This window comes from Pseudomonas sp. FP2338 (genome assembly GCF_030687515.1).
Lineage (GTDB): Bacteria > Pseudomonadota > Gammaproteobacteria > Pseudomonadales > Pseudomonadaceae > Aquipseudomonas > Aquipseudomonas salomonii.
Window position 1 is genome coordinate 3,135,345 of the sequence record NZ_CP117436.1, and the last position, 23,451, is coordinate 3,158,795.

Here is a 23,451-nt window from a genome sequence, read left to right on the forward strand (position 1 = left end):
GGCATGCGGTTTTCCCCCTTCGTCGAACGAATTGCAGGGCAGGGCGTCGCCGCCTGGGACATCCACCACGCAGCGTTCCAGGCCGCCAGCCAGGGCGAAGACATCATCATCCTCAGCGTTGGCGACCCCGACTTCGCCACGCCGTCGTTCATCACCGACGCCGCCGTCAGCGCCTTGCGCAGCGGCGACACTCACTACACCGAAATCCCCGGCCGCAGCGCCCTGCGCGAGGCCGTCGCGGCGCGTTACAGCAAGACCCTGGCGCGCTCACTGAGCGCCGAAAACGTGATCATCGTGCCCGGCGCGCAGAACGCGTTGTTCATCAGCTCCCTGTGCCTGTTACAAGCCGGTGATGAAGTGCTGGTGCTCGACCCGATGTACGTCACCTACGAAGCCACGCTCAAAGCCAGCGGCGCCAGCCTGGTGCGCGTACCGTGCTCGCCGGAGTCCGGGTTTCGCCTGGATGCACGCTTGCTCGCCGCCGCCATTACCCCGCGCAGCCGCGCCATCTTCTTCTCCAACCCCAACAATCCCACCGGCGTGGTGCTCAACCCGCAGGAACTGCAAGCGATAGCCGACCTGGCCATTGCCCACGACCTGTGGGTAGTGGTGGATGAGGTCTACGAAAGCCTGGTGTTCGACGGCCAGTACCACAGCCTCGCCGCCTTACCCGGCATGGCCGAGCGCTGCATCGTGATCGGCAGCCTGTCCAAATCCCACGCCATGACCGGCTGGCGAACTGGCTGGCTAATCGCCTCGCCGGACATGATCAGCCACGCCGAAACCCTGGTGCTGAGCATGCTCTACGGCTTGCCGGGGTTTGTGATGGAAGCCGCCACGGCGGCTGTGCTGGCCCATGATGAAGTGACATTGGGCATGCTCGACATCTACCGGCGCCGCCGTGACCTGGTCGTGGCCGGCCTGAGTGCGTGCCCCGGCATCAAGGTGCAGGCGCCCCAAGCCGGGATGTTTGTGCTGGTGGACGTGCGCGGCACGGGCCTGGGCTCATTGGATTTTGCCTGGCGCCTGTTCCGCGAGGCCGGCGTGTCGGTGCTGGATGCCGCGGCGTTTGGCGAGCCGGCGCAAGGGTTTGTGCGGCTGTCGTTCACCTTGGGCGAAGCCCGCCTGGCTGAGGCCTGCGAGCGGATCGCCGAGTTTGTCGCCAAGCTCGCCCGCGAGCCGCGTGTGGCGCCGACGCCTGAAATCGAGGTGCTGGCGCCGGTCGAAGCGCGCAAGATGATTGAGGTGATCGACCTGCATAAGCGCTTCGGCAATATCGAAGTGCTCAAGGGCATTTCGCTTACGGCCAACGAAGGTGAGGTGATTTCGCTGATCGGTGCCAGCGGCTCGGGCAAAAGCACCTTGCTGCGCTGCATCAATATGCTTGAAGTGCCCGACCAGGGCAGCATCCATGTCGACGGTGAAAGCATCAAGCTCAATTACGGCATGCCCGGTGCGCCACTGGTGGCAGACGCCAAGCAACTGGTGCGCATCCGTTCGACCCTGGGCATGGTGTTCCAGAACTTCAACCTGTGGCCGCACCGCACCGTCCTCGAGAACCTTATCGAAGCGCCCACCCAGGTATTGCGCGAAAGCCGTGCCGAAGCCATCGAGCGCGCCGAAGCCTTGCTCGACCGCGTTGGCCTGGCCGCCAAACGCAATGAATTCCCGGCGTTCCTGTCCGGCGGCCAACAGCAGCGTGTGGCGATTGCCCGTGCGTTGGCCATGCGCCCCAAAGTCATGCTGTTCGACGAACCCACCTCAGCCCTCGACCCCGAACTGGTGGGCGAAGTGCTGCGCGTGATCCGCTCCCTGGCCGAAGAAGGCCGCACCATGATCCTGGTCACCCATGAAATGGCCTTCGCCCGGGATGTGTCCTCCAAAGTGGCTTTTCTGCACCAAGGCTTGATCGAAGAAACCGGCACGCCGGACGCGGTGTTCCTCGACCCACGCAGTGAGCGTTGCCGACAGTTCGTCAACGCGCATCAAACTCGCTAACTCCAGAAAAAGACGGGGCAAATCATGAAATGCAAACGCATGGCAACGTGGTTGGGCAGTGCAGTGTTGATGTTGACCGCAGGTTTTACCCTGGCGGCAGAAAAACCCATCGTGTTTGCGGTGGCGGCCGAACCCTATCCGCCGTTCACCGTAAAAGGTGGGAACGGCCAGTGGTCGGGCTTTGAAGTGGACCTGATCCACAAGCTGTGTGAAGGCATGAAAGCCGAGTGTCAGATCAAGGAAGTGGCGTGGGACGGCATCATTCCATCGTTGCTGGCGAAGAAAATCGACGTGATTTTCTCTTCGATGTCGGTGACCGATGAGCGTGAAAAACAGATCGCCTTCAGCCGCGCCTATTACGATTCACTGCTGGGCGTGGCAGGCCCCAAAGGCGCCACGGTGGACATCACCCCCGAAGGCCTCAAGGGCAAGCTGATCGGCGTGCAGATCTCCACGGTCAGCGCCAACTACCTGAAGAAGTATTACGAAAATATCGCTGACCTCAAGTACTACGACACCCAGGAATCAGCGAATGCCGACCTGATCGCCGGGCGTATCGACTACATGATGGCCGACGACACCGCCATCGCCATGATGGTCAAGACCCCGGAAGCCAGCGGCCTGGCGCATATCGCCAGCGTGCCCTACGACCCGATTATCGGGCGTGGCGTCGGTGCCGGTTTGCGCAAGGAAGACACCGCGCTCAAGGCCCGCCTGGACAAGGCCATCGGCGAACTGCTGGTGAGCAAGGACTATGACGACTTGTCCCAGCACTACTTCGGCCTGTCGGTCAGCCCGTGCAAGCGCGGCGACACGCCGGCGTTTGTGAGCAAGACCTGTGACAGCCCCTACAAGCAAATCGCCCAGAAGACCGAATAATGCTCGATCTCCTCAGCTTTGGTGACCAAGGATGGGGCAACGCACTGCTCAAAGGGTTATGGATGACCCTGCAAATCTCTGTCGGCGCATTTGCCGTGGGCTTGCTGATCGGCCTGGTGGTGGCCTGCGCCAAGCTCAGTGCGCCGCGCCCGATTGCGCTGTTGATGCGCGGTTACACCACGGTGTTTCGCGCGGTGCCGGAACTGCTGCTGATCCTGCTGCTGTATTACGCCGGCTCCATGGGCCTCAACGCCTTGATGCTGTGGCTGGGGTTTGCCCAGGTCAACATCAGCGGGCCGTTGGTGGCGATCCTGGTATTGGGGCTGGTGCAGGGCGCCTATGCCTCGGAGATTTTCCGCGCTGCGATCCTGGCGATTCCCCACGGCCAGATAGAAGCGGCGCGGGCCTTTGGCCTGAGCGGCGTTGGCCTGTTTCGCCGGGTGACCTTGCCGATCATGGCGCCGTACGCGCTGGCGGGCATGTCCAACCTGTGGATCAACCTGATCAAGGACAGTGCCTTGATCAGCGTGGTCGGCACCAACGAGCTGCTGTACACCGCCAAGCAGGCGGCGGGTTCCACGCGTCATTATTTGCTGTTCTACCTCACGGCCGCCGCCTTGTATTACCTGGTGACGCTGGCTTCCAACTACCTGTCCGGGCGCCTGGAGCGACGTATCCGTCGCTGGATGCCGGTTGTCGAGTGAGGCGCGCATGCCTGAGTGGATAAGTTACTACGCGGGGCTGATCGCCAAGGGCTTGCAGACCACCTTGTCGTTGCTGTTGATCAGCGCCGTACTGGGTTTTGCCCTGGCGGTGCTGGTGGCGTTGGCACGGTTGTCACGCCGTAAGTGGCTGGCGCGCGGTGCGCTGGCCTACACCAGCGTGCTGCGCGGTACGCCGCTGCTGATCCAGATCTACATTTTCTACTACGGCCTGGGCAGCCTGTTCGCGCAGTTCCCGATGATTCGGGGCAGCTTTGTGTGGCCGTTCCTGCGTGACGGCTACTGGTACATCGTGTTTGCCCTGGTGCTGTCAGTGGGCGCCTATGTCGGTGAAGTGATTCGCGGTGGCCTGCTGGCGGTGCCCAAGGGCGAGATGGAAGCCGCTTCGGCGTTCGGCATGACCCCGCGTCAGGCGCTGCTGCGGGTGCGCTTGCCACGGGCGATGCGCCTGCTCTTGCCGACCCTGGCCGGTGAGACGGTGATGCTGCTCAAATCCACCGCGCTGGCGTCGACCATCGCCGTGGTCGACCTGCTGGGCGCGGCTAACGTCGTGCGTGCGCAGACCTTGCAGATCTATCAACCCTTGCTGCTGGTGGCCAGCGTTTACCTGTGCCTGACCTTCCTGATCGAGGGCGTCTACGCCATCGCCGAACGGCGCGGCACGCCGCTGCGCAGGTCGGCGGGATGAAACAGGACCGCGCGCTGCAGGGCATTGCCCTGTGCTCACTGGCCTACGCGTTCCTGGCGTTGCAGGACGCGGCGATCAAATGGCTGGTGGCCGATTACTCGGTGTTCAGCATTCTGTTCTGGCGCAGCCTGGTGGTGGTCGGCGCCTGTGTGATCGCCGGCCGCATGGGCCTGTTGCGCAGGGCATGGACCTCGGTGAGCCGCAAGCTGCTGATCATTCGCGGGCTGCTCTCGCTGCTGGCGTGGTTGCTGTATTACACCGCCGCCAAGGACCTGACCCTGGCGGAAATGACCACCTTGTATTTCTCCGCGCCGATCATGGTCACGCTGCTGGCTGCGCTGATCCTCAAGGAGCGTGCGAGCCGTGGGCAATGGGTGGCGCTGATCATCGGCTTTGTCGGCGTGGTAATCGCTTGTCGCCCGAACAACATGGTCGATCCGGTGCCTATCGTGCTGACGTTGGCCGCGGCATTGTGCTGGGCGTTCACCTATATCCAGCTGCGCCAGGTCGACCCGGCAACCTCGGTGCTGGAGCAGATGCTGATCACCAACGGGGTGTTCGTGATTTGCATGGCGGTGACCTTGCCCTGGACCCATACCCCGGCGCCGACCCCGGCCTGGCTGGGGATGCTGGCCGCAGGTCTGGTCGGCGGCATAGGCCAGTTTTTGTTGTTTGCGAGTTTCCGTCGGGCCACGGCGACCTTGCTGGCGCCGTTCGAATACACCGGGTTGATTTGGGCGTTTTTGCTGTCGAGCCTGATCTGGGGTACGTCGATGGATGTGTCGCTGATCATTGGCGCGGTGTTGATCGCGGTCAGCGGCACCCTGGCCATGCTCAGCGCCCGCCACCCGGAATCACAGGACGTGGTCGGCGCCGAATGCTCCGTGACGCAACCCCTGTACCCAGCAGCGACAGATGTGCAGCCCGTTGGCGGGGCTGAAAGTGCCGGGGTTCAGACACCCCTCGAGCCAAAGCCCGTCGAGCATCGCCGATAGGCCGATGGCCGCCAGATGGCTGTCGTGGATCTTGAGGTTTTCGCTGCGGGCCAGGTCGTCCAGCAGTTGTTGGATCAACGCCAAGTAGGCGCGGTAACTGTTTTCGTGGGATTGGTTTACGTGGGGCGAGTGGCGGATCAGGCTCCAGAACACCACCCACACACCGAGCAGGTCGGGGTCCATCACCCGTGGCGAAAACGACGCGCGTAGAAACGCGTCCAGACGCGCGGCGGCGCCTTCGGCGAGCTCGACTTGCGCCCATAACGCGCTGGTCAGCTCATTGGCGAGCTTGTGGTAAGTCTCGGCGATCAACGCGTCGATGCTGCCGAAATGGTGGTTGAGCAAGCCCACCGACACCCCGGCTTGGGCGGCGATGCGGCGCACCGAAATCCCGGCGTGGCCGTCGCGGGCCAGGCAGGTGAGGGTCGCGGCAACCAATAAGTCACGGCGTTCATCGGGGTCGGCGCGGCGCAGTTTAGGAGGGTCGACAGTCACAGAGATGCCTTTGATGTAAGACCAGAGTGCTCAGGTTAATTGAACGTGTGTTCAATCTCTAGCGATTAAATGATCAGAGGAGGGCAAGGCATGGCAAAAGACCTTTCGTGGCAGGTGCCAGGCGATGCCGGCAACACGCTGCACATCGGCGCCTGGCGCTTTGAAGGCGACGGCAGTGGCCCCAACGTGCACCTGCAGGCTGGCGTACACGCCGATGAAATCGCCGGAATGCTGGTGCTGCACCAGCTGCTGCCGCGCTTGCAGGTGTGCCAGGCGCAGGGCCGTTTGCGCGGCAGCGTGACTGTGGTGCCCCAGGCCAACCCCTTTGGCATTGGCCAGTTTCGCCAGGGCAAATTGCTCGGGCGTTTCCATGAAGCTACCGGGCAAAACTTTAACCGCGCCTTCGATCATTCCCTGTCCATGGAACGCCCGGCAAGCAACCTGGCGCAATGGCAAAAAAGTTTAGTGCAGTTGGCGGCCGACGCCGACCTGGTGCTGGACCTGCACACCGACGATGAGGCCCTGCCGTACCTTTACATTCATCGCAGTTTCTGGCCCGAACACGGCCTGGCACTGGCGGCCGCGTTGCAGGTCGAGGTGGTGATTGTGTGGGATGAAGGTGGTGACGGCTCCTTTGAAGAAACCATCATCAACCATGGCGCACCGCGCTTGGCCGCGACGGTCGAATTGCGCGGCCAAGCCGATGTCAGCGACGCGCTCGCGCAGCAAGATGCCGACGGGCTGTGGGCGTGGCTGTGCATCAATGGCGTGATTGATGAAGTCGCCGCGATCAGCGAATGGCAGGGCGAAGTGGTGGACATGGGCTGCATGGAAACCGTCCTGGCGCCCTGTGCCGGCGTGCTGGTGTTTGAAAAAAACCTGGGTGACCCGGTTGAAGAGGGCGAGCGTTTCGCGCGCATTATCGGCCGCCCTGGCGACCCGTCTTCGGAAGTGGTTTTGCATGCCGCACAAACCGGGCGCAGGGTCACAGGCCACCGCGAGCGCCTGGTGGCCCAGGGTTCGGTGGTGGCCAAATTCACCGGCACACGCTTGTCGGACAGCTACAGCGGCGGGGTGCTGGACCCTTAGATCTCCAGACCTACACATAACCCTTGTGGGAGCGGGCTTGCCCGCGATAGCGGTAGGTCAGCCAGCTCATCGTTCACTGATACACCGCCATCGCGGGCAAGCCCGCTCCCACAATTTACCCTCGTATGCGCAGGAGTCTGGCTGCTGCAGTTCGTCAGCCTCGTTCCAGGCTGCGTTTTTCCAGGAGCAAACGCTCAAGCTCTTGCATCGGCAACGGCCGGCTGAACAAGTAGCCCTGGATCTGATCGCAGCCGGCTGCCTTCAGAAACGCCAGTTGCGCCTGGGACTCGACGCCTTCGGCCACCACGCGCAATTCCAGGCTGTGGGCCAATTCAATGATGGTGCGGGTAATGGCTGCGTCCTGCGGGTTGCTGGTGACTTCGCGGATAAACGCAATGTCGATTTTCAGCGTGTCGATCGCAAAGCGCCGCAGGTAGGCCAGGCTGGAATAGCCGGTGCCGAAATCGTCGATGGAGATTTTCACGCCCATCGCGCGCAGGCGTTGCAGGCTGGCGATGGTGTGCTGGGTGTTTTCCATCAGTGAGCTTTCGGTCAGTTCCACCTCGAGCCAATGGGCCGCAACGCCGGTCTTTGCCAGGCTGGCGGCGATATCGGCAATCAGGTCGCCTTCAATCAATTGATGCCCGGAGACGTTCACCGAGACCTCCACCGCACCAATGTCGCTGCGTTGCCATGCGGCGATCTGCCGGCACACGTTGTCGATGACCCAGCGGCCGACGGGCACGATCAGGCCCAGGCTTTCCAGCAGCGGCACAAACACTGCCGGCGAGACCGCGCCATGGCCGGGGCGGTCCCAGCGCAGCAGGGCTTCAAGGGCACACACGGCACCACTGGCCAGCTCGACCTTGGGTTGGTAATGCAGGGTGAAATCGCTGCGCTCGACCGCCAGGCGCAGGTCGTTTTCCAGCGCCTCGCGGGCCAGGTCATGCACGGTTTCGTGGGTCTGATTCTGCAGTTGCAGTTCGAGCATCAGGTTATGGGTTTTCAATTGATCACCATGGGCCTTGAGCCGCAGCAGGTTGCGCACCCGCAGCCATAACTCGATGTGCTCCACCGGCTTGCTGAGGAACTCTTCGGCACCGGTTTCCAAGCCACTGACCCGCGCCTCGGACTCGCTGAGCGCCGTGAGCATGATGATCGGGATGTTCGCGGTAGTGGCATTGCCCTTGAGTTGGCTGGCGACTTCATAGCCGTCCATGCCTGGCATCATGATGTCCAGCAGGATCAAGTCGGGCGGCTGCTGCGCCACCAATTGCAAGGCTTCTTCGCCGCTGCTGGCGGTCAGGGTCTGGTAGCCCTCATGTTGCAGCAGGGTTTCCAGCAGCTTGCGAACCTGGGGTTCGTCATCAACGATCAACAGCGTTGCGGGTGAGCTGGCCATGGAGAGGACTCATACAGAGGATGTGATGTGTGGGGGCAGCAGGGTGGCGATCACGCGGTATAGCTCTTTGTAGCTCAGGGGCTTGCTGACATACGCGTCGCAGCCGGCCTGGCGGGTTTTTTCGCAGTCTTCCTTCATGGCCATGGCCGTCAGGGCGACCACCGGGATGTGCGCGGTGTGGGGGTCTTGTTTCAGCAAGCGCGTTGCCGCCAGGCCGTCCATGCCGGGCAATTGGATATCCATCAGGATCAGCGCCGGTTGCTGTTCGCGGGCCAGGGTCAGGCCGGTTTCGGCGTCGGCGGCCCACAGCACGTTGTACCCGGCATTGACCAGTAACAGGCGCGCCAGGCGCATGTTCGCCTCGTTGTCTTCGACGATCAGGATGTCGGCCATCAGCTTGCCTCCCTGGCGCGATGCAGTGGCAACCACACCACAAAGCGTGCGCCCAGGTCGGGCTGGCTGGCCACCGCCACGCTACCGCCCTGCAGTTCGGTCAACTGCTTGACCATTGCCAGGCCCAGGCCCGTGCCTTCGAATTTGCGCGCCAGGCTGCTGTCGATCTGGCTGAAGGCCTTGAACAGTTTGCCCATGTTGTCCACGGCAATGCCGATACCGGTATCGCTGACGCTCAATTCAAGGAACTGCTGCTGCGCACTGGGTGACAGGGCGAAGCTGTGCACGGGCCAGTCGCCGGCAATCCGCCCGACTTGATCGCGGCTGACTTCACGCACGGTCAGGGTCACGCAGCTGCCGTGCGCGCTGAACTTCACCGCATTGGCCAGCAGGTTGTAGATGATCTGCTTGGTCTTGCGCAGGTCCAGCGCCAGGGTGCCGAAGTCACCCTGGCTGTCCAGTTTCAGCTGGATGCGTTGCAGCGCGGCTTTTTCGCGCACGATCAGCAAACTGTTGGCCAGCAAGCCTGCGAGTTCAACCGGCTCCAGTTCCAGGTCCATCATCCCGGCCTCGACTTTGGACAGGTCGAGAATGTCGTTGATCAGCGACAGCAAGTGCTGGCCACTGCTGAAAATATCGCCGATGTATTCGCGCTGGATGTCGCTCATGTCGCCCACCAGCCCGTCCTTGAGCGCCTCGGAAAAGCCGATTACGGCGTTCAGCGGGGTGCGCAATTCGTGGGACATGGTGGCGAGGAACTCGGACTTCATATGGTTGGCGTGTTCCAGCTCCAGGTTCTTTTCTTCCAGGGCGCGTTCAAAGCCCTGGCGCTCGAGTTCTTCCTGCTTGCGCGCCGTGTTGTCGGTGCCGATCAACAGGTAGCCGATGATCGTATCGTGGCGATTGCGCAAGGCCGTGACCGAGACCATGGCCGACAGGCGACTGCCGTCCTTGCGGATATAGGTCAGCTCATAGATGTCTTCGATGCCCCGCGAGGCCTTGAATACCAGGGCTTCGAAGCCTGGGGTGATGGGCGTGTCGAGTTCCTGGCTGAGGGCGGCGGCGCGGGTGATCAACTCGGCGGGGTCGGAGATGTCGGCGGGAGTAATGCGGTTGACCACGTCAACAGCGGCATAGCCGAGCATGCGTTCAGCGCCGACGTTGAAGATCTGGATCACGCCTTTTTCGTCAGTGGCGATGCTGGAGAAATACGCGCTGTTGAAGATGGCGTCTTGCAGTGCGCCGGTCTTGAGCAGGGTTTTCTGGCGTTTGAATTCGACGATCTTTTCTGCGCGCGATTGCGGCGGGTCGGGTAAGGCTGAGTCCATCGCTTGGTTTCCGTGACATTCAGGTCCGACACCGGCGCGGCGGTGTCGCAGAGCATGCTCACAGAAGATCGCGTTGAAGCGATAAGGAGGAGATGAGGTCTTTGGACAATAGCAGAGATTATGGCGATTCGAAGGCTGGAAGCGTCCCTCCGGAAACTTTCTGCCTTCAAACGGATAGATCAACGCGGGGGATGATTCCGGGGGGCTTTAAAATTCATTTCATCTGGCCGCGCCTGACATGCATCTCAGCGTTTTGCACGTGATGAAACGTTTAATCAAACGAAAAAATGCTCACGCAAGCGCTTGCGTGTGCAAATGCATCTGACATAGAGTCGGCAACACTCGATTACAAAAATAATAAATCCAGGAGCTCATCCATGAGCCTTGAACCCTTGCTTGAGATGCAGGGCATCAGCAAAACCTTCAATGGTTTGCGCGTGCTCAAGAATGTCGGCCTGAAGGTTTACCCCGGTGAAATTCACGCCTTGATGGGTGAGAACGGCGCCGGCAAGTCGACCTTGATGAAAATCCTCTCCGGCGCTTACCAGGCCGACCCCGGCGGCGAAATCCGCATCGACGGCCAGCCCGTCGCCACCTTCGACCCCGCCACTGCAAAGACCCTCGGCATCGCCGTGATCTACCAGGAACTGAGCCTGTGCCCGAACCTCAGCGTGGCCGAGAACATCTACCTGGGCCGTGAACTGCGGCGTGGTTGGACCATCGACCGCAAGGGCATGCAAGAAGGCTGCATCGAAGTGCTGCAACGCCTGGGCGCCGAGTTCAAACCCGCGACGCCCGTCAGCAGCCTGTCGATTGCCGAGCGCCAATTGGTCGAAATCGCCCGCGCCCTGCATGCCCATGCACGCATTCTGGTGATGGACGAGCCGACCACGCCGCTGTCATCGCGTGAAACCGACCGCCTGTTTGCCTTGATCAAACAACTGCGCAGCCAGGGCCTGGCGATCATCTATATCAGCCACCGCATGGCCGAGATCTACGAGTTGTCGGACCGGGTCTCGGTGCTGCGCGACGGCCAGTACATCGGCGAACTGACCCGCGATGCGCTGTCGGCCGACGTGCTGGTAAAGATGATGGTCGGCCGCGACCTGTCAGGCTTCTACAAGAAGGAACATGCCGCGTATAACCCCGGCAATGTGGTGATGCGCGTGCGCGATATGGCTGACGGCAAGCGCGTGCGCAATTGCAGCTTCGACCTGCACGCCGGTGAAGTACTGGGCATTGCCGGGCTGGTCGGGGCAGGGCGCACCGAACTGGCACGGCTGATCTTCGGCGCCGACCCGCGCACGTCCGGCGCCCTGGAAGTGGTCGGCAAGACCGTCACCCAACTGCGAAACCCGGCGGATGCGATTCGCGCAGGGGTCGTGTACCTCACCGAAGACCGCAAGGCTCAAGGCCTGTTCCTGGACATGAGCGTGGCCGACAACATCAACGTGTGCGCCTGTGTGCCGGATGCACATGCCGGTGGCGTGCTGGACCGTGGGCACGCGGCGCAACGCGCTAACGATGCGATCAGGTCGCTGTCGATTCGCGTGGCGTCGGGCAAGGTCAATGTTGGCGCGCTGTCCGGTGGCAATCAGCAAAAGGTGCTGTTGGCGCGGCTGCTGGAGGTCAAGCCGCATGTGCTGATCCTCGACGAACCCACCCGTGGCGTGGACATCGGCTCCAAGTCCGAGATCTACCGCATCATCAATCAACTGGCGCTGGCCGGTGTGGGCATTGTGGTGATCTCCAGCGAGCTGCCGGAAATCATCGGCACCTGCGACCGTGTGCTGATCATGCGCGAAGGCCAATTAGTGGCTGAAGTCGGCGGGGCTTCAGGCCACGTCATTTCCCAGGAACGAATTATCGACCTCGCCACTGGTGGCGATCAGGTGGCTGCCCATGGCTGATTCAATGAGTGCAACAACCGGCAAGGCCGAACGCGTGCGTGAGCTGATGCGCACCGTCGGCATGCTGCCTGTGCTGGTCTTGCTGCTGGTGGGCTTTGCCCTGGCCAGCGAGAATTTCCTCACGGTGCAGAACCTGTCGATCATCACCCAGCAAGCCTCGGTGAATGTGGTGCTGGCGGCGGGCATGACCTTTGTGATCCTGACGGCGGGTATTGACCTGTCAGTGGGCGCGATTCTGGCGGCGTCTGCGGTGGTGGCCTTGCAGGCTTCGATGTCGCCGCAGTTCGGCATGTTCGGGATTGCGGCGGGCATTGGTTTTGGTCTGTTGCTGGGCTTGGTCAACGGCGGGCTGATCGCGTTCATGCGGCTGCCGCCGTTTATCGTCACCCTGGGGGCGCTGACGGCCATGCGTGGCTTGGCGCGTTTGCTGGCCGATGACAAAACCGTGTTCAACCCCGACCTGCCGTTTGCGTTTATCGGCAATGACTCCGTGCTCGGCGTGCCGTGGCTGGTGATCATCGCCGTGGCCGTGGTGCTGTTGTCGTGGTTCATATTGCGCCGCACCGTGATGGGCGTGCAGATCTATTCGGTGGGCGGCAACCCGGAAGCGGCGCGGCTGTCGGGCATCAAGGTGTGGAAAGTGCTGCTGTTTGTGTATGCCATGTCCGGCGCACTGGCCGGGCTTGGCGCCGTGATGAGTGCTTCGCGCCTGTTCGCCGCCAACGGTCTGCAACTGGGGCAATCCTATGAACTGGACGCTATTGCCGCGGTGATCCTGGGTGGCACCAGTTTTACCGGCGGCGTGGGCACCATCGGCGGCACGCTGATCGGCGCACTGATTATCGCGGTGCTCACCAACGGCCTGGTGCTGCTGGGGGTATCGGATATCTGGCAGTACATCATCAAGGGCATCGTGATCATCGGCGCAGTGGCGCTGGATCGCTATCGCCAGTCCGGCGCACGTACCTGATTCACCTCAACAACAATCACAAGAGAGACCGGTATGAACTTCAAACGTATCTTTCCCGTTATGGCCTTGGCTGCCCTGATGTCCCATGGCGTCGAAGCCCGCGAACTCAAAGCCCTGGGCATCAGCATGGGCTCGCTGGGCAACCCGTATTTCGTGACCCTGGCCGACGGAGCCACTGCGCGGGCCAAAGAGCTGAACCCCGCTGTGAAAGTGACATCGGTGTCGGCCGACTATGACTTGAGCAAGCAGTTTTCCCAGATCGACAACTTCATCTCATCCAAGGTCGACCTGATCCTGCTCAATGCCGTCGACCCATCGGCCATGGCCTCGGCGATCAAGAAAGCCAGGGATGCCGGCATTGTAGTGGTGGCGGTGGATGTGGACGCCAAAGGCGTAAACGCCACGGTGCAAACCGACAACGTCGAAGCCGGCAAGCTGGCCTGCCAGTTCCTGGTGGACAAGCTGGCGGGCAAGGGCAATGTGATTATCCAGAACGGCCCGCAAGTGACCGCCGTGACCGACCGCGTCAAAGGCTGCAAGGCGGCATTGGCCGGTGCACCGGATATCAAGGTGCTGTCCGATGACCAGGACGGCAAAGGCTCACGGGAAGGGGGCTTGAATGTGATGCAGGGTTACCTCACGCGCTTCCCGAAAATCGATGGCTTGTTCGCGATCAATGACCCGCAAGCCATCGGCAGCGACCTGGCGGCCAAACAGCTCAAGCGCAGCGGCATTATCATTACCTCGGTAGACGGTGCGCCGGATATCGAAAACGCGCTGAAGACCGACACCCAGATCCAGGCCTCTGCCAGCCAGGACCCTTGGGCAATGGCCCAGACTGCCGTCAACGTCGGCAATGACATTCTCAATGACAAAGCCCCGGCCGAAGCGGTTACCCTGCTCACGCCAAAACTGATCACCCGCGACAACGTTGCGACGTACAGCGGCTGGTCGAGCAAACATTGAGTCAAAGGGGAAAGCATCGTGGTCACCATGGATGACGTGGCAAGCCGGGCCGGGGTGTCCACCTCGACCGTGTCCCACGTGTTGAACGGCACCCGCAAGGTCAGCCCGGTCACGGTGCAGGCGGTGCAGCGCGCGATTCAGGCGTTGGGCTATATCCCCAACACCCTGGCGCGCTCGCTGGCGCGTTCGAGCACCAATACCATTGGCGTGGCGATCTCGGCGTTGTCCAACCATTACTTCAGCGAAACCGTGCAAGCGATTGAAACCGAGTGCGTTCGCCACGGCTACATGATGCTGTTTGCCGACCCGCACGACGACCCGGAGCAGGAGTTGCGGGTGGTCACGGCGCTGCATCACCGGCGGGTCGACGGGATTTTATTGGCGCCGTCGACCGGCTCCAGCGCCTTGGCCTATCTGCAGGCCAATGAGATGCCGACGGTGCTGGTAGACCGCATGATGAGCGCGCAGTTTGATCAGGTCGGGGTGGAGAACACTCAGTCCACCCAGGCGCTGGTCGCACACTTGGTTGAACATGGGCACCGGCGCATCGGCTTTATTGCCGGGCGCGAAGGGCTGAGCACTACCGATGAACGCGTGGCCGGTTACCGTGCGGCGTTACAGGCCGCGGGGCTGGTGTTCGACCCACAGTTACTGGTCAACGGCGGTTCCAACAGCGAGCCTGCGCGGCAAGCAACCGCGCAGTTGTTGGCGTTACCGGTGCCACCCACGGCAATCATGGCCGGCAATAACCTGATGACGCTGGGTGCCATGCATGCCCTGCGTGATGCGCGCATTGAGGTGCCCGGCCAGATGGCCCTGGTGGGCTTTGATGACTTTGACTGGGCGGATTTCTTCGTGCCACGCCTGACCCTGATCGCCCAGCCGGTCAAGGAGCTGGGCGCCCGCGCGGTGCATATGCTGCTGCAACGCATGGCCACGCCCGGCGCACCCACCCAAAGCGTGCGCCTGGCGCCGAGCCTGCAGCGGCGTGACTCCTGTGGTTGTATTGAAGTGGAATAACTTACATATGCGCAACCCTGTTTCCCTCGGCATAGACCTCGGCACTTCAGAGCTCAAGGCGATCCTGATGGACGTCGATGGCAGCGTGCTGGCCCACGCCGGTGTGCGCCTGAGTGTTTCACGACGCCACAGCGGCTGGTCCGAGCAGGCCCCCGAAGACTGGTGGCAGGCCTGTTTGCAGGCGCTGGCGCAGTTACGTGAGCATGCGGCATTTGCGCGTGTGGCGTGTATCGGCCTGTCCGGGCAGATGCACGGCGCGGTGTTGCTGGGCAAGGATAATCGTGTGCTGTACCCGGCCATCCTGTGGGATGACGCGCGCGCAGTGGCCCAGGCCGAGCAACTGGGCAGCGGCTTTGCCGACACCACCGGCAGCCTGCCGATGGCCGGGCTCACGGCGCCCAAACTGCTGTGGTTACAGCAGCACGAACCCGAAGTCTTCAAGGCGATTAAGTGTGTGCTGTCGCCCAAGGATTACCTGCGGTTGTGCCTGACGGGCGAGCGCATCAGCGACATGTCGGATGCCGCCGGCACCCTGTGGCTGGACGTAGCGCAGCGTGAATGGTTTGCGCCGATGCTCCACGCCACGGGGCTTTCGCCTGCGCAAATGCCCCGGCTGGTGGAAGGCGGTGCGGCGAGTGGGGTCCTGAATGTCAGCGGGTTGGGCCTGTCGCCCGAGGTGGTGATTGCCGGAGGCGGCGGCGATAACCCGGTGGCGGCGGTGGGTATTGGCGCGGTCAACGCCGGTGACGGCTTTATCACCCTGGGCACCAGCGCGGCCATTGTCGCCATCACCGACCACGCCACCGGCAACCCGGCCAGTGCCGTGCACAGCTTCTGCCACGCCTTGCCCAACCGCTGGTACACCATGGGCGCCATGCTCGCCGGGGCCAGTTGTTTGCGCTGGGTGACGCGGCTCACCGGCATGCCGGATGAGCAGACTCTGCTTGACCAGGTGCAGGCGCAGTTGCCCATCGAGCAGCCGGTGCCGCTGTCGACGCCGTTGTTTCTGCCGTACCTGGCCGGTGAACGCACGCCGCACAACGACCCGTTATTGCGCGCTGGGTTTATGAGCCTGGGCCACGACTGCACCCCGGCGATGCTCGGTTATGCAGTGATGGAGGGCGTAGGTTTCGGCCTGCTCGATGCGCTGCGTGCGGTGCAATCGACCGGTGCCGACGTGACCGCCTGCGCCTTGGTCGGCGGCGGGGCCCGGAGTGAGTATTGGGCGCAGTTGCTGGCCAACATTCTGCAGCGGGAGATCTTCACGCTGCAGGGCAGTGAATTGAGCGTGTGTGTGGGGGCGGCGAAGTTGGGGTTTATGGCGATCGGTATAGACCTGTTGGCGGCGGGGATGAGTGTGAAGATGCGCTACAGACCGGATGCTCGGCAACAAACGACGCTGAAGGTCCGGTATTGCAAATTTCAAGGCTTGCTGACTGCTGCAAAAGCGCTGCACGACTAACACGGCGAACACAGCTTTTGTGGCGAGCAGGCTTGTAGTGGCGAGCAGGCTTGCCCTGCGCTGGGCCGCGAAGCGGCCCCTATACCTGACGACGCAATACACCTGGAAATACGCGGTGGCTGTTTTGGGGCTGCTGCACAGCCCAACGCAGGGCAAGCCTGCTCGCCACAGGGATGCTGATTGCTAGAACAGGTCGGTGCATCCAGTAAGCCGGTTTTATAACCAGGCCGCATCCCATAACGGATAATCGCCAATGTGTTCCACCAGCCCGGCTCTTAGCGGGTTAGCGATGATGTAGCGGGCCATTTTCAGAACATCTTCATCGGCTCGAACGGCGCGGTCATGGTAACCACGCTGCCAGAATCTTTCTCGACTGCCGCGCGTTCGATTGATACTGAGCGTGCTGCGTGACTTGGCCTGGCGCATCACATCGCGCAGTGTTGAGTTGTTCAGGTCGAACAACCAATGAAAATGATCCGGCATCACCACCCACGCCAGTGAGTTGACCAGGCCCGCTTCGTGAGTTCGTTTAAATTCTGCGACCAACAAACGGCCCAGCTGAAAATCCCGAAACAAGGGCAGACGCTGATGCACCACGGCAGTGACCAAATACGCTCGACCATTTTCTGAATAGCGGCCACGACGTAACAGATGGGAATTGGGTTGAGGACACACTCCGTTGTTCCTTGCATGAATAAGAAGCTTTGACGCTAGCAGCGCAATCGTCCCAGCCCGGAACACTTGCGTGTCCCGATATTTCTACGCCCATCCCCGTGTTGAACCGATTTCCTGTGGCGAACAGGCCTGTTGTGGCGAGCAGGCTTGCCCTGCGTTGGGGCGCGCAGCGGCCCCTGTACCTGACCATGCAATACACCTGAAAATACGCGGTGAGTGTTTTGGGGCTGCTGCGCAGCCCAGCGCAGGGCAAGCCTGCTCGCCACAGGAAGCGTGTTTGCGAAAATCAGCGGTGCTATCGGCCAGTTCACGCACAACGATGTTTCTCCTTTAAGCACCTGCTCACGCTTTAAACCCGTCGACCAATCCTACCGTGGCGAGCAGGCTTGCCCTGCGTTGGGGCGCGCAGCGGCCCCTGTACCTGACGATGCAATACCCCTGGAAATACGCGGTGAGTGTTTTGGGGCTGCTGCGCAGCCCAGCGCAGGGCAAGCCTGCTCGCCACAGGGAGCGTGTTTGCCACAGGGAGCCTGTTTTCTCAGTGGGTGTTGTCAGCCAGTTCGCGCAACACCGTCAGCAACGATGTTTGCCCTTTAAGCACCTGCTTATGTTCAAAACAGATCCAACCTTCATTGAACCCATCGACCATGCGCATACGTGGCAATGGGTTCTGGGCGCCCTGGGCGTGCAACAATGCCTTCCAAGTCTCACGCGCCACCGCCTCAGCGTGCACGTCGCGGTCGAGTACCTGCGACAAGCCCTGGGCGATGTCGTTGGGGCTGACCCACTGGCCTTCCAGTTCAACCACCCGATGGCCGGCCCACTCCTGTTGCAGCAGTTGCGCGGCGAGAGTGCCGATATCCGCCGTGGCGATCATGGGCACCGCCTTGTCCAGAGGTTGCAGAAAGCTGTGGATCACACCGGTTTCACGCGCGGAGATCAGGTCGTACAGCGCATTTTCCATAAACCAGGCAGGGCGCAGGAAGGTGACCGGGATGTGTAGCGCGCCCAGGGCCTGTTCCATCAGGGTGCGTTGGGTCAGCAGGTTGACCTCTGTGGCCTGGGCGCCGATGGTCGACAGGCACAGCACCTTTTTCGGCGTGGCCGCCTGCAGCGCCTGGCTGACGGCGGCAATCACCGCTCGAGCTTCGGGGAAATCAGGCTGCGGATCAAACCCGGGTGGTGGCAGGATAAACACGCCGGTTGCGCCCTTGAACGCTTCGGTTAACGCCTGCGCGTCATCCATCTGCGCAAACACCACTTCGCACCCTTGATCGGCCCAAAAAGCGGCTTTGCCCGCATCGCGCATCACCGCGCGCACCGGCTGGCCGGCTTTGATGAGGTTGCGCGCGAGGGCGCCGCCGACTTTGCCGGTAATACCCGTAATCACATACATGAGCTTTATACCTGTGGTTTCCATTGAGTGGAGCCCAGCATAAAGATCGGCCAGTGATGACAGAATAGCGATTGCGTCACTGCGTTAGTGACGCAAAATCACTAATCCTCCAGGGGCGGCAAACGGCGTTTTACCGGAGTTTTCTTGACGATGGCCGTATTGGTTTCGGCATAAGCGTTGAGGCGGTCGAGCAGGCTGTCGAGCTGGTCCATGGTGCGCACATGCAGGCGCGCGATAAAGCAGTCGTCACCCGTGACCTTGTCGCACTCGGTGAACTCGGGGATCGCCTGAATCTGGCGCTCCACCTCCTGCAACTTGCCCGGCAAGGGGCGGATGCGCACGATGGCTTGCAGCAGGTAGCCAAAATGCCTGGGGTCGATATCAACCGTGTAGTGGGTCAACACGCCGCGTTCTTCAAGGCGCCGCAAGCGTTCGCCGACGCTGGGCGATGACAGCCCGGTAATGCCCGCCAAGGCCTTGAGCGACAGGCGCGAGTCGTCCATCAAGGCGCTGATCAGTTGCTGGTCGATGGTGTCAATCATTCTGTCTGCCTAATAACAAAAGGTGAATATAGGTTTTTGCCTTTTTTAGTCGCTGGAGCTCTTAAGCAGCAGATTGCCATAATTGTGCCTCACTTGAGGAGCTTTCATCGTGGACACATCTATCCGTCGCGGGTCGTGGGAAATGGTCGCCGCCATGCTGATCTCGGGCACCATTGGCTGGTTTGTATTGGTCTCTGGTGTATCGGTGATCGAGGTGGTGTTCTGGCGCTGCGTGATCGGCGCAGTGGCCTTGTTGCTGGTCTGCGCATTGCTGGGTTATCTGCGCCTGGAACTGCTCACCTGGGCCAAGTTCGGCTTGGCGATGCTCAGTGGCGTGGCCATCGTCGGCAATTGGCTGCTGTTGTTCGAGTCCTATTCCCACGCGTCCATTGCTATCAGCACGGCGGTGTACAACGTGCAGCCGTTTATGTTGGTGATGCTGGCTGCGGTGTTTCTGGGGGAAAAACTCACCGTACGGAAACTCGCGTGGTTGAGCGTCGCGTTCCTCGGCATGTTGGCGATTGTCACCGCCCATGGCGAGCAGCAAAGCGGTGGCGCTGATTACCTGGCGGGTATCGCCCTGGCCCTGGGCGCGGCGTTTTTATATGCGGTTGCCGCGCTGATCATCAAGCGCCTGAAGGAAGTGCCGCCGCATTTGATGGCGTTGATCCAGGTGACAACCGGCGCATTACTGCTGGCGCCGTTGGTGCCTTGGAACAGCCTGCCGACAGCGCCAACTGCCTGGGCCGCGCTGGTCACGCTGGGCGTGGTGCACACCGGTTTGATGTACGTGTTGTTGTACGGCGCGATCCAGAAACTGCCCACTGCCATCACCGGGGCACTGTCGTTTATCTATCCGATTGCGGCGATTTTCGTCGACTGGATTGCGTTCGGCCATCGCCTGGGCTGGCTGCAATGGCTGGGTGTGGCCGCAATCCTGCTGGCGGCAGCGGGGTTGCAGCGGGGCTGGTGGTGGCCCCGCGTCCCAAGCGCTAGTGCGTACCCTGAAAGATGATGTTTTCCGGGTTGAAATGCTCCACCTTGCTGCCCGGCTGCGGCAACCCAAGGATATGCCCCTTGATCTTGCCCACCACGTGCATCTCGCACGGCTTGCAGTCGAACTTGAGGGTCAGCACTTCATCGCCGTGAATCAACTGCATCGGCGCCACCTTGGTTTTCACGCCGGTCACACCCTTGGCCTGTTTAGGGCACAGGTTGAACGAGAAACGCAGGCAGTGTTTGGTGATCATCACCGGCACTTCGCCGGTTTCTTCGTGGGCTTCGAAGGCGGCGTCGATCAGCTTGACGCCGTGACGGTGGTAGAAGTCGCGGGCCTTCTGGTTGTAGACGTTGGCCAGGAACGACAGGTGCGCTTCCGGGTACACCGGCGGCGGCGAGGTTTCAGCTTTACGCCCGCCACGCGGGTGCGCGGCAACGCGTGCGGCAGTCAATGCCTCGATCACTTCACGGCGCAAGGCCTTGAGTTGCGAGTTGGGGATGAAGAACGCCTGCGGCGCATCCAGCTCGATGTGCGTGGCGTGGTATTCGGTGGTGCCGAGTTGGCCAAGCAGATCGCGCAGGGTGTCGAGCGCCTGTTCCGGCTTGTTGGCCACGCCAAACGGGCCGGGCAGGGTGACGCTGGCGTTGATGCCTTCTTCGCTGGTGGCGGTGACTTCAAGCTGGTCTTCACGCAGGCGTGCCACCCAGGCCAGGCCGATGCGGCGCTCGGCGGAGGTTTTGAGCAGCGCTTGTTGCCAGTTGTGGTCGAGGTTGCGGTTCAGCGGATGGTTCGGGCGCAGCTGGTGCAAGCCGGCCGGCATTTCATTTGGCTCGACGCGGTAGCGATAGCGCTTTTGGCCGTCTTCCTCAAACTCGCCCTTGGCTTCGGCGATGTTCGCACGGAAACCCACAACCTCGCGCTTGACCAACACATTGAGGCCATCGCCATTGGACAGCGGCTCATGGGTGACCACCTGCAGGTCACGCTTGCCGGCTTTTTCCACTACACCCACCGGCAGGCCGGTAAAGGTCGGGGTATCGAAAGCGCCAATGTCGACCTTGCGGTCGGTGACGAAATAGTCGGTGCTGCCCCGGTGGAAGGTTTTTTCCGGGTCGGGCAGGAAGAAGTGCGCAGTACGGCCGCTGGAGGCGCGGGCCAGGTCCGGGCGGTCTTCAAGCACGTCGTCAAGGCGCTGGCGGTAATAGGCGGTGATATTTTTCACATAGCCCATGTCCTTGTAGCGCCCTTCGATCTTGAACGAGCGCACGCCGGCTTCGACCAGGGCGCGGATGTTGGCGCTCTGGTTGTTGTCTTTCATCGAAAGCAGGTGCTTTTCAAAGGCCACGACGCGGCCCTGGTCATCTTTCAAGGTGTAGGGCAGGCGGCAGGCCTGGGAGCAGTCGCCACGGTTGGCGCTGCGGCCATTTTGCGCGTGGGAAATATTGCACTGCCCGGAGAACGCCACACACAGGGCGCCGTGGATGAAGAACTCGATGGCGGCATCGGTCTCGTCGGCGATCGCACGGATCTCTTGCAAGTTCAGCTCACGGGCCAATACCAACTGCGAAAAACCGGCCTGGTCGAGAAACTTGGCGCGGGCCAGGGTGCGGATATCGGTCTGGGTGCTGGCGTGCAGCTCGATGGGCGGAATATCCAGCTCCATCACGCCCAGGTCTTGCACGATCAAGGCATCGACACCGGCGTCGTAGAGCTGATGGATCAGCTTGCGCGCAGGTTCCAGCTCGTTGTCATGCAGGATGGTGTTGATGGTGGTGAACACGCGGGCGTGGTAGCGGCGGGCGAATTCGACCAGTTGAGCGATATCGCTCACTTCGTTGCACGCATTATGGCGTGCGCCGAAGCTTGGGCCGCCGATGTAGATGGCGTCGGCGCCATGCAAGATCGCCTCGCGCGCAATGGCGACATCACGGGCGGGGCTGAGCAATTCCAGGTGGTGCTTGGGCAAGGACATAGTTTTTTTAGTCAGGCTTGTCACGGTTGAGGCGCGCATTGTAGCTGTGAAATGCCTGACCGGCATCTACCGCAGGGCTGCCATGTAGGAACTGGCTTGTCGGGTCGCCGCATCGCTGCGATGCAGGCAACTCGGTCCATCAGGCACACCGAGGTGATGCCATCGCAGGCAAGCCAGCTCCCACAGTGGATGTGTGCTGTGGCTTGGAACTCAGGCTTTGGCTGCCATCGCGGTGACTTCCACACGCATGCCTTCTACCGCCAACGCAGCCACGCCAACGGCTGCACGCACAGGCCAGGGCTTGGCGAAAAAGCGTTTGTAGACTTCGTTGAATGCCGCGCGGTCAGCCATGTCGGTGAGGTAGATGGTCAGGTGCATCACCCGGTCCATGGAGCTGCCGGCTTTCTCCAGCGCGACCTTCAGCGCTTGCAGGGTGCATTCGCTTTGCAGGGTGATATCGCCCAGTTCCAGGCTGCCGTCGGCGTGAGTGGGGATTTGGGTGGAAACCAGGATGCCATTGAAACCGATGACGTCGCTGGAGATGGAATCGGCATCCGGGTCGGGGGTGAAGGACAGGTCGTGGTTGGCCATGGGCGCCTCATAAAAGTTTGAACGAACGTTGGCGCGCAGTTTAAACACAGGGGACGGCAAGGTCACGGCGTCCGTTGCGGTGGTCGTTCACAACGTTGATGGGTAAGCTGGTGTGCTAAACAACGTTAAGTGAACGGAAGCACACCTAATGGCAAAAGAACTGATGACGGTGGCAGTGTGCTGGGACATGGATGCGAAGGTGTCAGCCAGCTTTGCCCATAGCGACAGAGAACTCTTCTATTTTTGCGATTGTTGCCTTGAAGAAGTTGTAGCTTCAATTTCGAAAAGGAATAACTTTTTTTTCAAAGCCCTGAATTCACACGAGCCGGGCTGCGCCCACGAAAAGGAGAAAACTCAAGCGTCCGACGTTCCTGTGCAACTCACTCCAAGACCTGCCCATATAGCGCCGCCGTTGATTCCCACTCATCTGGGCAAACTGGCCAAGCGACGTAAAGGAGCCAAGCCTTCGCAGATGCAAAAGCAAGCTTTGGTAGCGCAGGTAAGTAAGGCGCCTGCCATGCACCCGGGCACATTGGCCGAAGTGGTAGACGCATGGTCCGCAATGTCAGTGAGTAAACATCAGCAAGTGCCGTTATCGATCGCCGGGCAACAACGGACTTACTTCGACGCTTTCGCTCAGATGAACGCATCCCAAAAGAACATTGCGCTGCTGGGATGTGATCAGAAGGTCATGTATGCCCAAGCGACTGCCACTGTCCTGGACAAAGCCATCTTGGTCGTGACTTGGCTGAAGTTCGAGACAGCCAATAAGCCCGTGCCCATCCGGGTGAAAATCAAACCCAATGACCCTGTGGCTGAAGGCTGGACCAGTGGCCAGCACGTAAGATTATTCCTGCATGGTCCTGTTCCTACGCTCAATGCTCAGCAGACTTACTATGAAATGCAGCCGTCCACCGATTACAGCGGGTTCATTGTCAGGTCGTGAGACGTTTGAAAA

The 23,451-nt window shown here is 61.2% G+C and carries 21 protein-coding genes and 1 pseudogene; 13 read left to right on the top strand and 9 right to left on the bottom strand.

Annotated features, from left to right (window positions below):
- Positions 1 to 3: 3 nt before the first annotated feature.
- The 5 genes from PSH96_RS14105 to PSH96_RS14125 are packed head-to-tail and all read left to right on the top strand — an operon-like array spanning position 4 to position 5,282.
- Positions 4 to 1,998 carry an aminotransferase class I/II-fold pyridoxal phosphate-dependent enzyme gene (locus PSH96_RS14105; RefSeq protein ID WP_305459810.1) on the top strand — a complete coding sequence of 665 codons (1,995 nt, stop codon included), beginning with the start codon at positions 4 to 6 and terminating at the stop codon, positions 1,996 to 1,998.
- A gap of 24 nt (positions 1,999 to 2,022) precedes the next feature.
- On the top strand, positions 2,023 to 2,877 hold the full coding sequence (locus PSH96_RS14110) for a transporter substrate-binding domain-containing protein (protein ID WP_305459812.1): 855 nt from the start codon (positions 2,023 to 2,025) through the stop codon (positions 2,875 to 2,877).
- On the top strand, positions 2,877 to 3,581 hold the full coding sequence (locus PSH96_RS14115) for an ABC transporter permease (protein WP_056859985.1): 705 nt from the start codon (positions 2,877 to 2,879) through the stop codon (positions 3,579 to 3,581). The genes PSH96_RS14110 and PSH96_RS14115 overlap by 1 nt, the downstream gene beginning before the upstream one ends.
- 7 nt (positions 3,582 to 3,588) lie before the next feature.
- On the top strand, positions 3,589 to 4,287 hold the full coding sequence (locus tag PSH96_RS14120; protein ID WP_305459814.1) for an ABC transporter permease: 699 nt from the start codon (positions 3,589 to 3,591) through the stop codon (positions 4,285 to 4,287).
- Positions 4,284 to 5,282 (top strand): DMT family transporter, encoded by a 999-nt coding sequence (locus tag PSH96_RS14125; RefSeq protein ID WP_305459816.1) that lies wholly within the window; start codon positions 4,284 to 4,286, stop codon positions 5,280 to 5,282. Before PSH96_RS14120 ends, PSH96_RS14125 begins: the two co-directional genes overlap by 4 nt.
- Here the strand turns inward: PSH96_RS14125 and PSH96_RS14130 are convergent.
- Positions 5,238 to 5,777, bottom strand: a pseudogene (locus tag PSH96_RS14130) (TetR/AcrR family transcriptional regulator); the annotation flags it as partial. The gene PSH96_RS14125 and the pseudogene PSH96_RS14130 overlap by 45 nt on opposite strands.
- Positions 5,778 to 5,867: 90 nt before the next feature.
- On the opposite strand from PSH96_RS14130, the gene PSH96_RS14135 reads away from it, so the two are divergent.
- Complete coding sequence (locus PSH96_RS14135; protein WP_305459818.1) at positions 5,868 to 6,866, top strand: succinylglutamate desuccinylase/aspartoacylase family protein; 999 nt, start codon at positions 5,868 to 5,870, stop codon at positions 6,864 to 6,866.
- A gap of 154 nt (positions 6,867 to 7,020) precedes the next feature.
- Here the strand turns inward: PSH96_RS14135 and PSH96_RS14140 are convergent, their stop codons facing one another.
- The 3 genes from PSH96_RS14140 to PSH96_RS14150 are packed head-to-tail and all read right to left on the bottom strand — an operon-like array spanning position 7,021 to position 9,989.
- Positions 7,021 to 8,268 carry an EAL domain-containing response regulator gene (locus PSH96_RS14140; protein ID WP_305459820.1) on the bottom strand — a complete coding sequence of 416 codons (1,248 nt, stop codon included), beginning with the start codon at positions 8,266 to 8,268 and terminating at the stop codon, positions 7,021 to 7,023.
- A 9-nt stretch (positions 8,269 to 8,277) separates the two neighbouring features.
- Positions 8,278 to 8,661 (bottom strand): response regulator, encoded by a 384-nt coding sequence (locus PSH96_RS14145; protein ID WP_305459822.1) that lies wholly within the window; start codon positions 8,659 to 8,661, stop codon positions 8,278 to 8,280.
- Positions 8,661 to 9,989, bottom strand: coding sequence for a HAMP domain-containing sensor histidine kinase (locus PSH96_RS14150; RefSeq protein WP_305459824.1), 1,329 nt, complete (start codon positions 9,987 to 9,989; stop codon positions 8,661 to 8,663). The genes PSH96_RS14145 and PSH96_RS14150 overlap by 1 nt, the downstream gene beginning before the upstream one ends.
- A gap of 377 nt (positions 9,990 to 10,366) precedes the next feature.
- Between PSH96_RS14150 and PSH96_RS14155 the strand changes: the two genes are divergently transcribed.
- Genes PSH96_RS14155 through xylB form a run of 5 tightly spaced genes read left to right on the top strand, consistent with a single transcriptional unit; the run spans position 10,367 to position 16,317 of the window.
- Positions 10,367 to 11,899 carry a sugar ABC transporter ATP-binding protein gene (locus PSH96_RS14155; protein WP_305459826.1) on the top strand — a complete coding sequence of 511 codons (1,533 nt, stop codon included), beginning with the start codon at positions 10,367 to 10,369 and terminating at the stop codon, positions 11,897 to 11,899.
- The gene (locus PSH96_RS14160; RefSeq protein ID WP_305459828.1) at positions 11,892 to 12,869 is read left to right on the top strand and encodes a ribose ABC transporter permease; all 978 of its coding nucleotides are present in this window, start codon (positions 11,892 to 11,894) and stop codon (positions 12,867 to 12,869) included. Before PSH96_RS14155 ends, PSH96_RS14160 begins: the two co-directional genes overlap by 8 nt.
- Positions 12,870 to 12,902: 33 nt before the next feature.
- Positions 12,903 to 13,835 (top strand): ABC transporter substrate-binding protein, encoded by a 933-nt coding sequence (locus tag PSH96_RS14165; RefSeq protein ID WP_056860049.1) that lies wholly within the window; start codon positions 12,903 to 12,905, stop codon positions 13,833 to 13,835.
- 18 nt (positions 13,836 to 13,853) lie between these two features.
- Positions 13,854 to 14,855 (top strand): LacI family DNA-binding transcriptional regulator, encoded by a 1,002-nt coding sequence (locus tag PSH96_RS14170; RefSeq protein WP_305459831.1) that lies wholly within the window; start codon positions 13,854 to 13,856, stop codon positions 14,853 to 14,855.
- 7 nt (positions 14,856 to 14,862) lie between these two features.
- Complete coding sequence (gene xylB / locus PSH96_RS14175) at positions 14,863 to 16,317, top strand: xylulokinase (RefSeq protein ID WP_305459833.1); 1,455 nt, start codon at positions 14,863 to 14,865, stop codon at positions 16,315 to 16,317.
- Positions 16,318 to 16,533: 216 nt separating this feature from the next.
- Here the strand turns inward: xylB and PSH96_RS14180 are convergent, their stop codons facing one another.
- The 3 genes from PSH96_RS14180 to PSH96_RS14190 form a co-directional block, all read right to left on the bottom strand.
- Positions 16,534 to 16,992 (bottom strand): transposase, encoded by a 459-nt coding sequence (locus PSH96_RS14180; protein WP_305459835.1) that lies wholly within the window; start codon positions 16,990 to 16,992, stop codon positions 16,534 to 16,536.
- Positions 16,993 to 17,530: 538 nt separating this feature from the next.
- Positions 17,531 to 18,388: an NmrA family NAD(P)-binding protein gene (locus tag PSH96_RS14185; RefSeq protein WP_305459837.1), complete on the bottom strand. Its 858-nt coding sequence runs from the start codon at positions 18,386 to 18,388 to the stop codon at positions 17,531 to 17,533.
- A gap of 101 nt (positions 18,389 to 18,489) precedes the next feature.
- Positions 18,490 to 18,930: an Lrp/AsnC family transcriptional regulator gene (locus PSH96_RS14190; RefSeq protein WP_305459839.1), complete on the bottom strand. Its 441-nt coding sequence runs from the start codon at positions 18,928 to 18,930 to the stop codon at positions 18,490 to 18,492.
- A 109-nt stretch (positions 18,931 to 19,039) separates the two neighbouring features.
- Between PSH96_RS14190 and PSH96_RS14195 the strand changes: the two genes are divergently transcribed.
- Complete coding sequence (locus PSH96_RS14195) at positions 19,040 to 19,945, top strand: DMT family transporter (RefSeq protein WP_305459841.1); 906 nt, start codon at positions 19,040 to 19,042, stop codon at positions 19,943 to 19,945.
- On the opposite strand, the gene PSH96_RS14200 is transcribed toward PSH96_RS14195, so the two are convergent.
- Both PSH96_RS14200 and PSH96_RS14205 read right to left on the bottom strand, forming a co-directional pair.
- Entirely contained in the window at positions 19,923 to 21,902 is a 1,980-nt protein-coding gene (locus PSH96_RS14200) for a U32 family peptidase (RefSeq protein WP_305459843.1), read from the bottom strand. The genes PSH96_RS14195 and PSH96_RS14200 overlap by 23 nt on opposite strands.
- Positions 21,903 to 22,112: 210 nt before the next feature.
- Positions 22,113 to 22,493, bottom strand: a complete 381-nt coding sequence (locus tag PSH96_RS14205) for a RidA family protein (protein WP_017135617.1) — start codon at positions 22,491 to 22,493, stop codon at positions 22,113 to 22,115.
- Positions 22,494 to 22,641: 148 nt separating this feature from the next.
- Between PSH96_RS14205 and PSH96_RS14210 the strand changes: the two genes are divergently transcribed.
- A complete protein-coding gene (locus tag PSH96_RS14210) occupies positions 22,642 to 23,439 on the top strand; it encodes a hypothetical protein (RefSeq protein WP_305459845.1) in 798 nt (265 codons plus the stop codon).
- Positions 23,440 to 23,451 lie beyond the last annotated feature (12 nt).

Excerpts from the sequence above, each read along its gene's own strand:
- PSH96_RS14105 (WP_305459810.1), top strand. The coding sequence starts at position 4 with ATGCGGTTTTCCCCCTTCGTCGAACGAATTGCAGGGCAGGGCGTCGCC.
- PSH96_RS14110 (WP_305459812.1), top strand. The coding sequence starts at position 2,023 with ATGAAATGCAAACGCATGGCAACGTGGTTGGGCAGTGCAGTGTTGATG.
- PSH96_RS14115 (WP_056859985.1), top strand. The coding sequence starts at position 2,877 with ATGCTCGATCTCCTCAGCTTTGGTGACCAAGGATGGGGCAACGCACTG.
- PSH96_RS14120 (WP_305459814.1), top strand. The coding sequence starts at position 3,589 with ATGCCTGAGTGGATAAGTTACTACGCGGGGCTGATCGCCAAGGGCTTG.
- PSH96_RS14125 (WP_305459816.1), top strand. The coding sequence starts at position 4,284 with ATGAAACAGGACCGCGCGCTGCAGGGCATTGCCCTGTGCTCACTGGCC.
- PSH96_RS14135 (WP_305459818.1), top strand. The coding sequence starts at position 5,868 with ATGGCAAAAGACCTTTCGTGGCAGGTGCCAGGCGATGCCGGCAACACG.
- PSH96_RS14140 (WP_305459820.1), bottom strand. The coding sequence starts at position 8,268 with ATGGCCAGCTCACCCGCAACGCTGTTGATCGTTGATGACGAACCCCAG.
- PSH96_RS14145 (WP_305459822.1), bottom strand. The coding sequence starts at position 8,661 with ATGGCCGACATCCTGATCGTCGAAGACAACGAGGCGAACATGCGCCTG.
- PSH96_RS14150 (WP_305459824.1), bottom strand. The coding sequence starts at position 9,989 with ATGGACTCAGCCTTACCCGACCCGCCGCAATCGCGCGCAGAAAAGATC.
- PSH96_RS14155 (WP_305459826.1), top strand. The coding sequence starts at position 10,367 with ATGAGCCTTGAACCCTTGCTTGAGATGCAGGGCATCAGCAAAACCTTC.
- PSH96_RS14160 (WP_305459828.1), top strand. The coding sequence starts at position 11,892 with ATGGCTGATTCAATGAGTGCAACAACCGGCAAGGCCGAACGCGTGCGT.
- PSH96_RS14165 (WP_056860049.1), top strand. The coding sequence starts at position 12,903 with ATGAACTTCAAACGTATCTTTCCCGTTATGGCCTTGGCTGCCCTGATG.
- xylB (WP_305459833.1), top strand. The coding sequence starts at position 14,863 with ATGCGCAACCCTGTTTCCCTCGGCATAGACCTCGGCACTTCAGAGCTC.
- PSH96_RS14185 (WP_305459837.1), bottom strand. The coding sequence starts at position 18,388 with ATGTATGTGATTACGGGTATTACCGGCAAAGTCGGCGGCGCCCTCGCG.
- PSH96_RS14190 (WP_305459839.1), bottom strand. The coding sequence starts at position 18,930 with ATGATTGACACCATCGACCAGCAACTGATCAGCGCCTTGATGGACGAC.
- PSH96_RS14200 (WP_305459843.1), bottom strand. The coding sequence starts at position 21,902 with ATGTCCTTGCCCAAGCACCACCTGGAATTGCTCAGCCCCGCCCGTGAT.
- PSH96_RS14205 (WP_017135617.1), bottom strand. The coding sequence starts at position 22,493 with ATGGCCAACCACGACCTGTCCTTCACCCCCGACCCGGATGCCGATTCC.
- PSH96_RS14210 (WP_305459845.1), top strand. The coding sequence starts at position 22,642 with ATGGCAAAAGAACTGATGACGGTGGCAGTGTGCTGGGACATGGATGCG.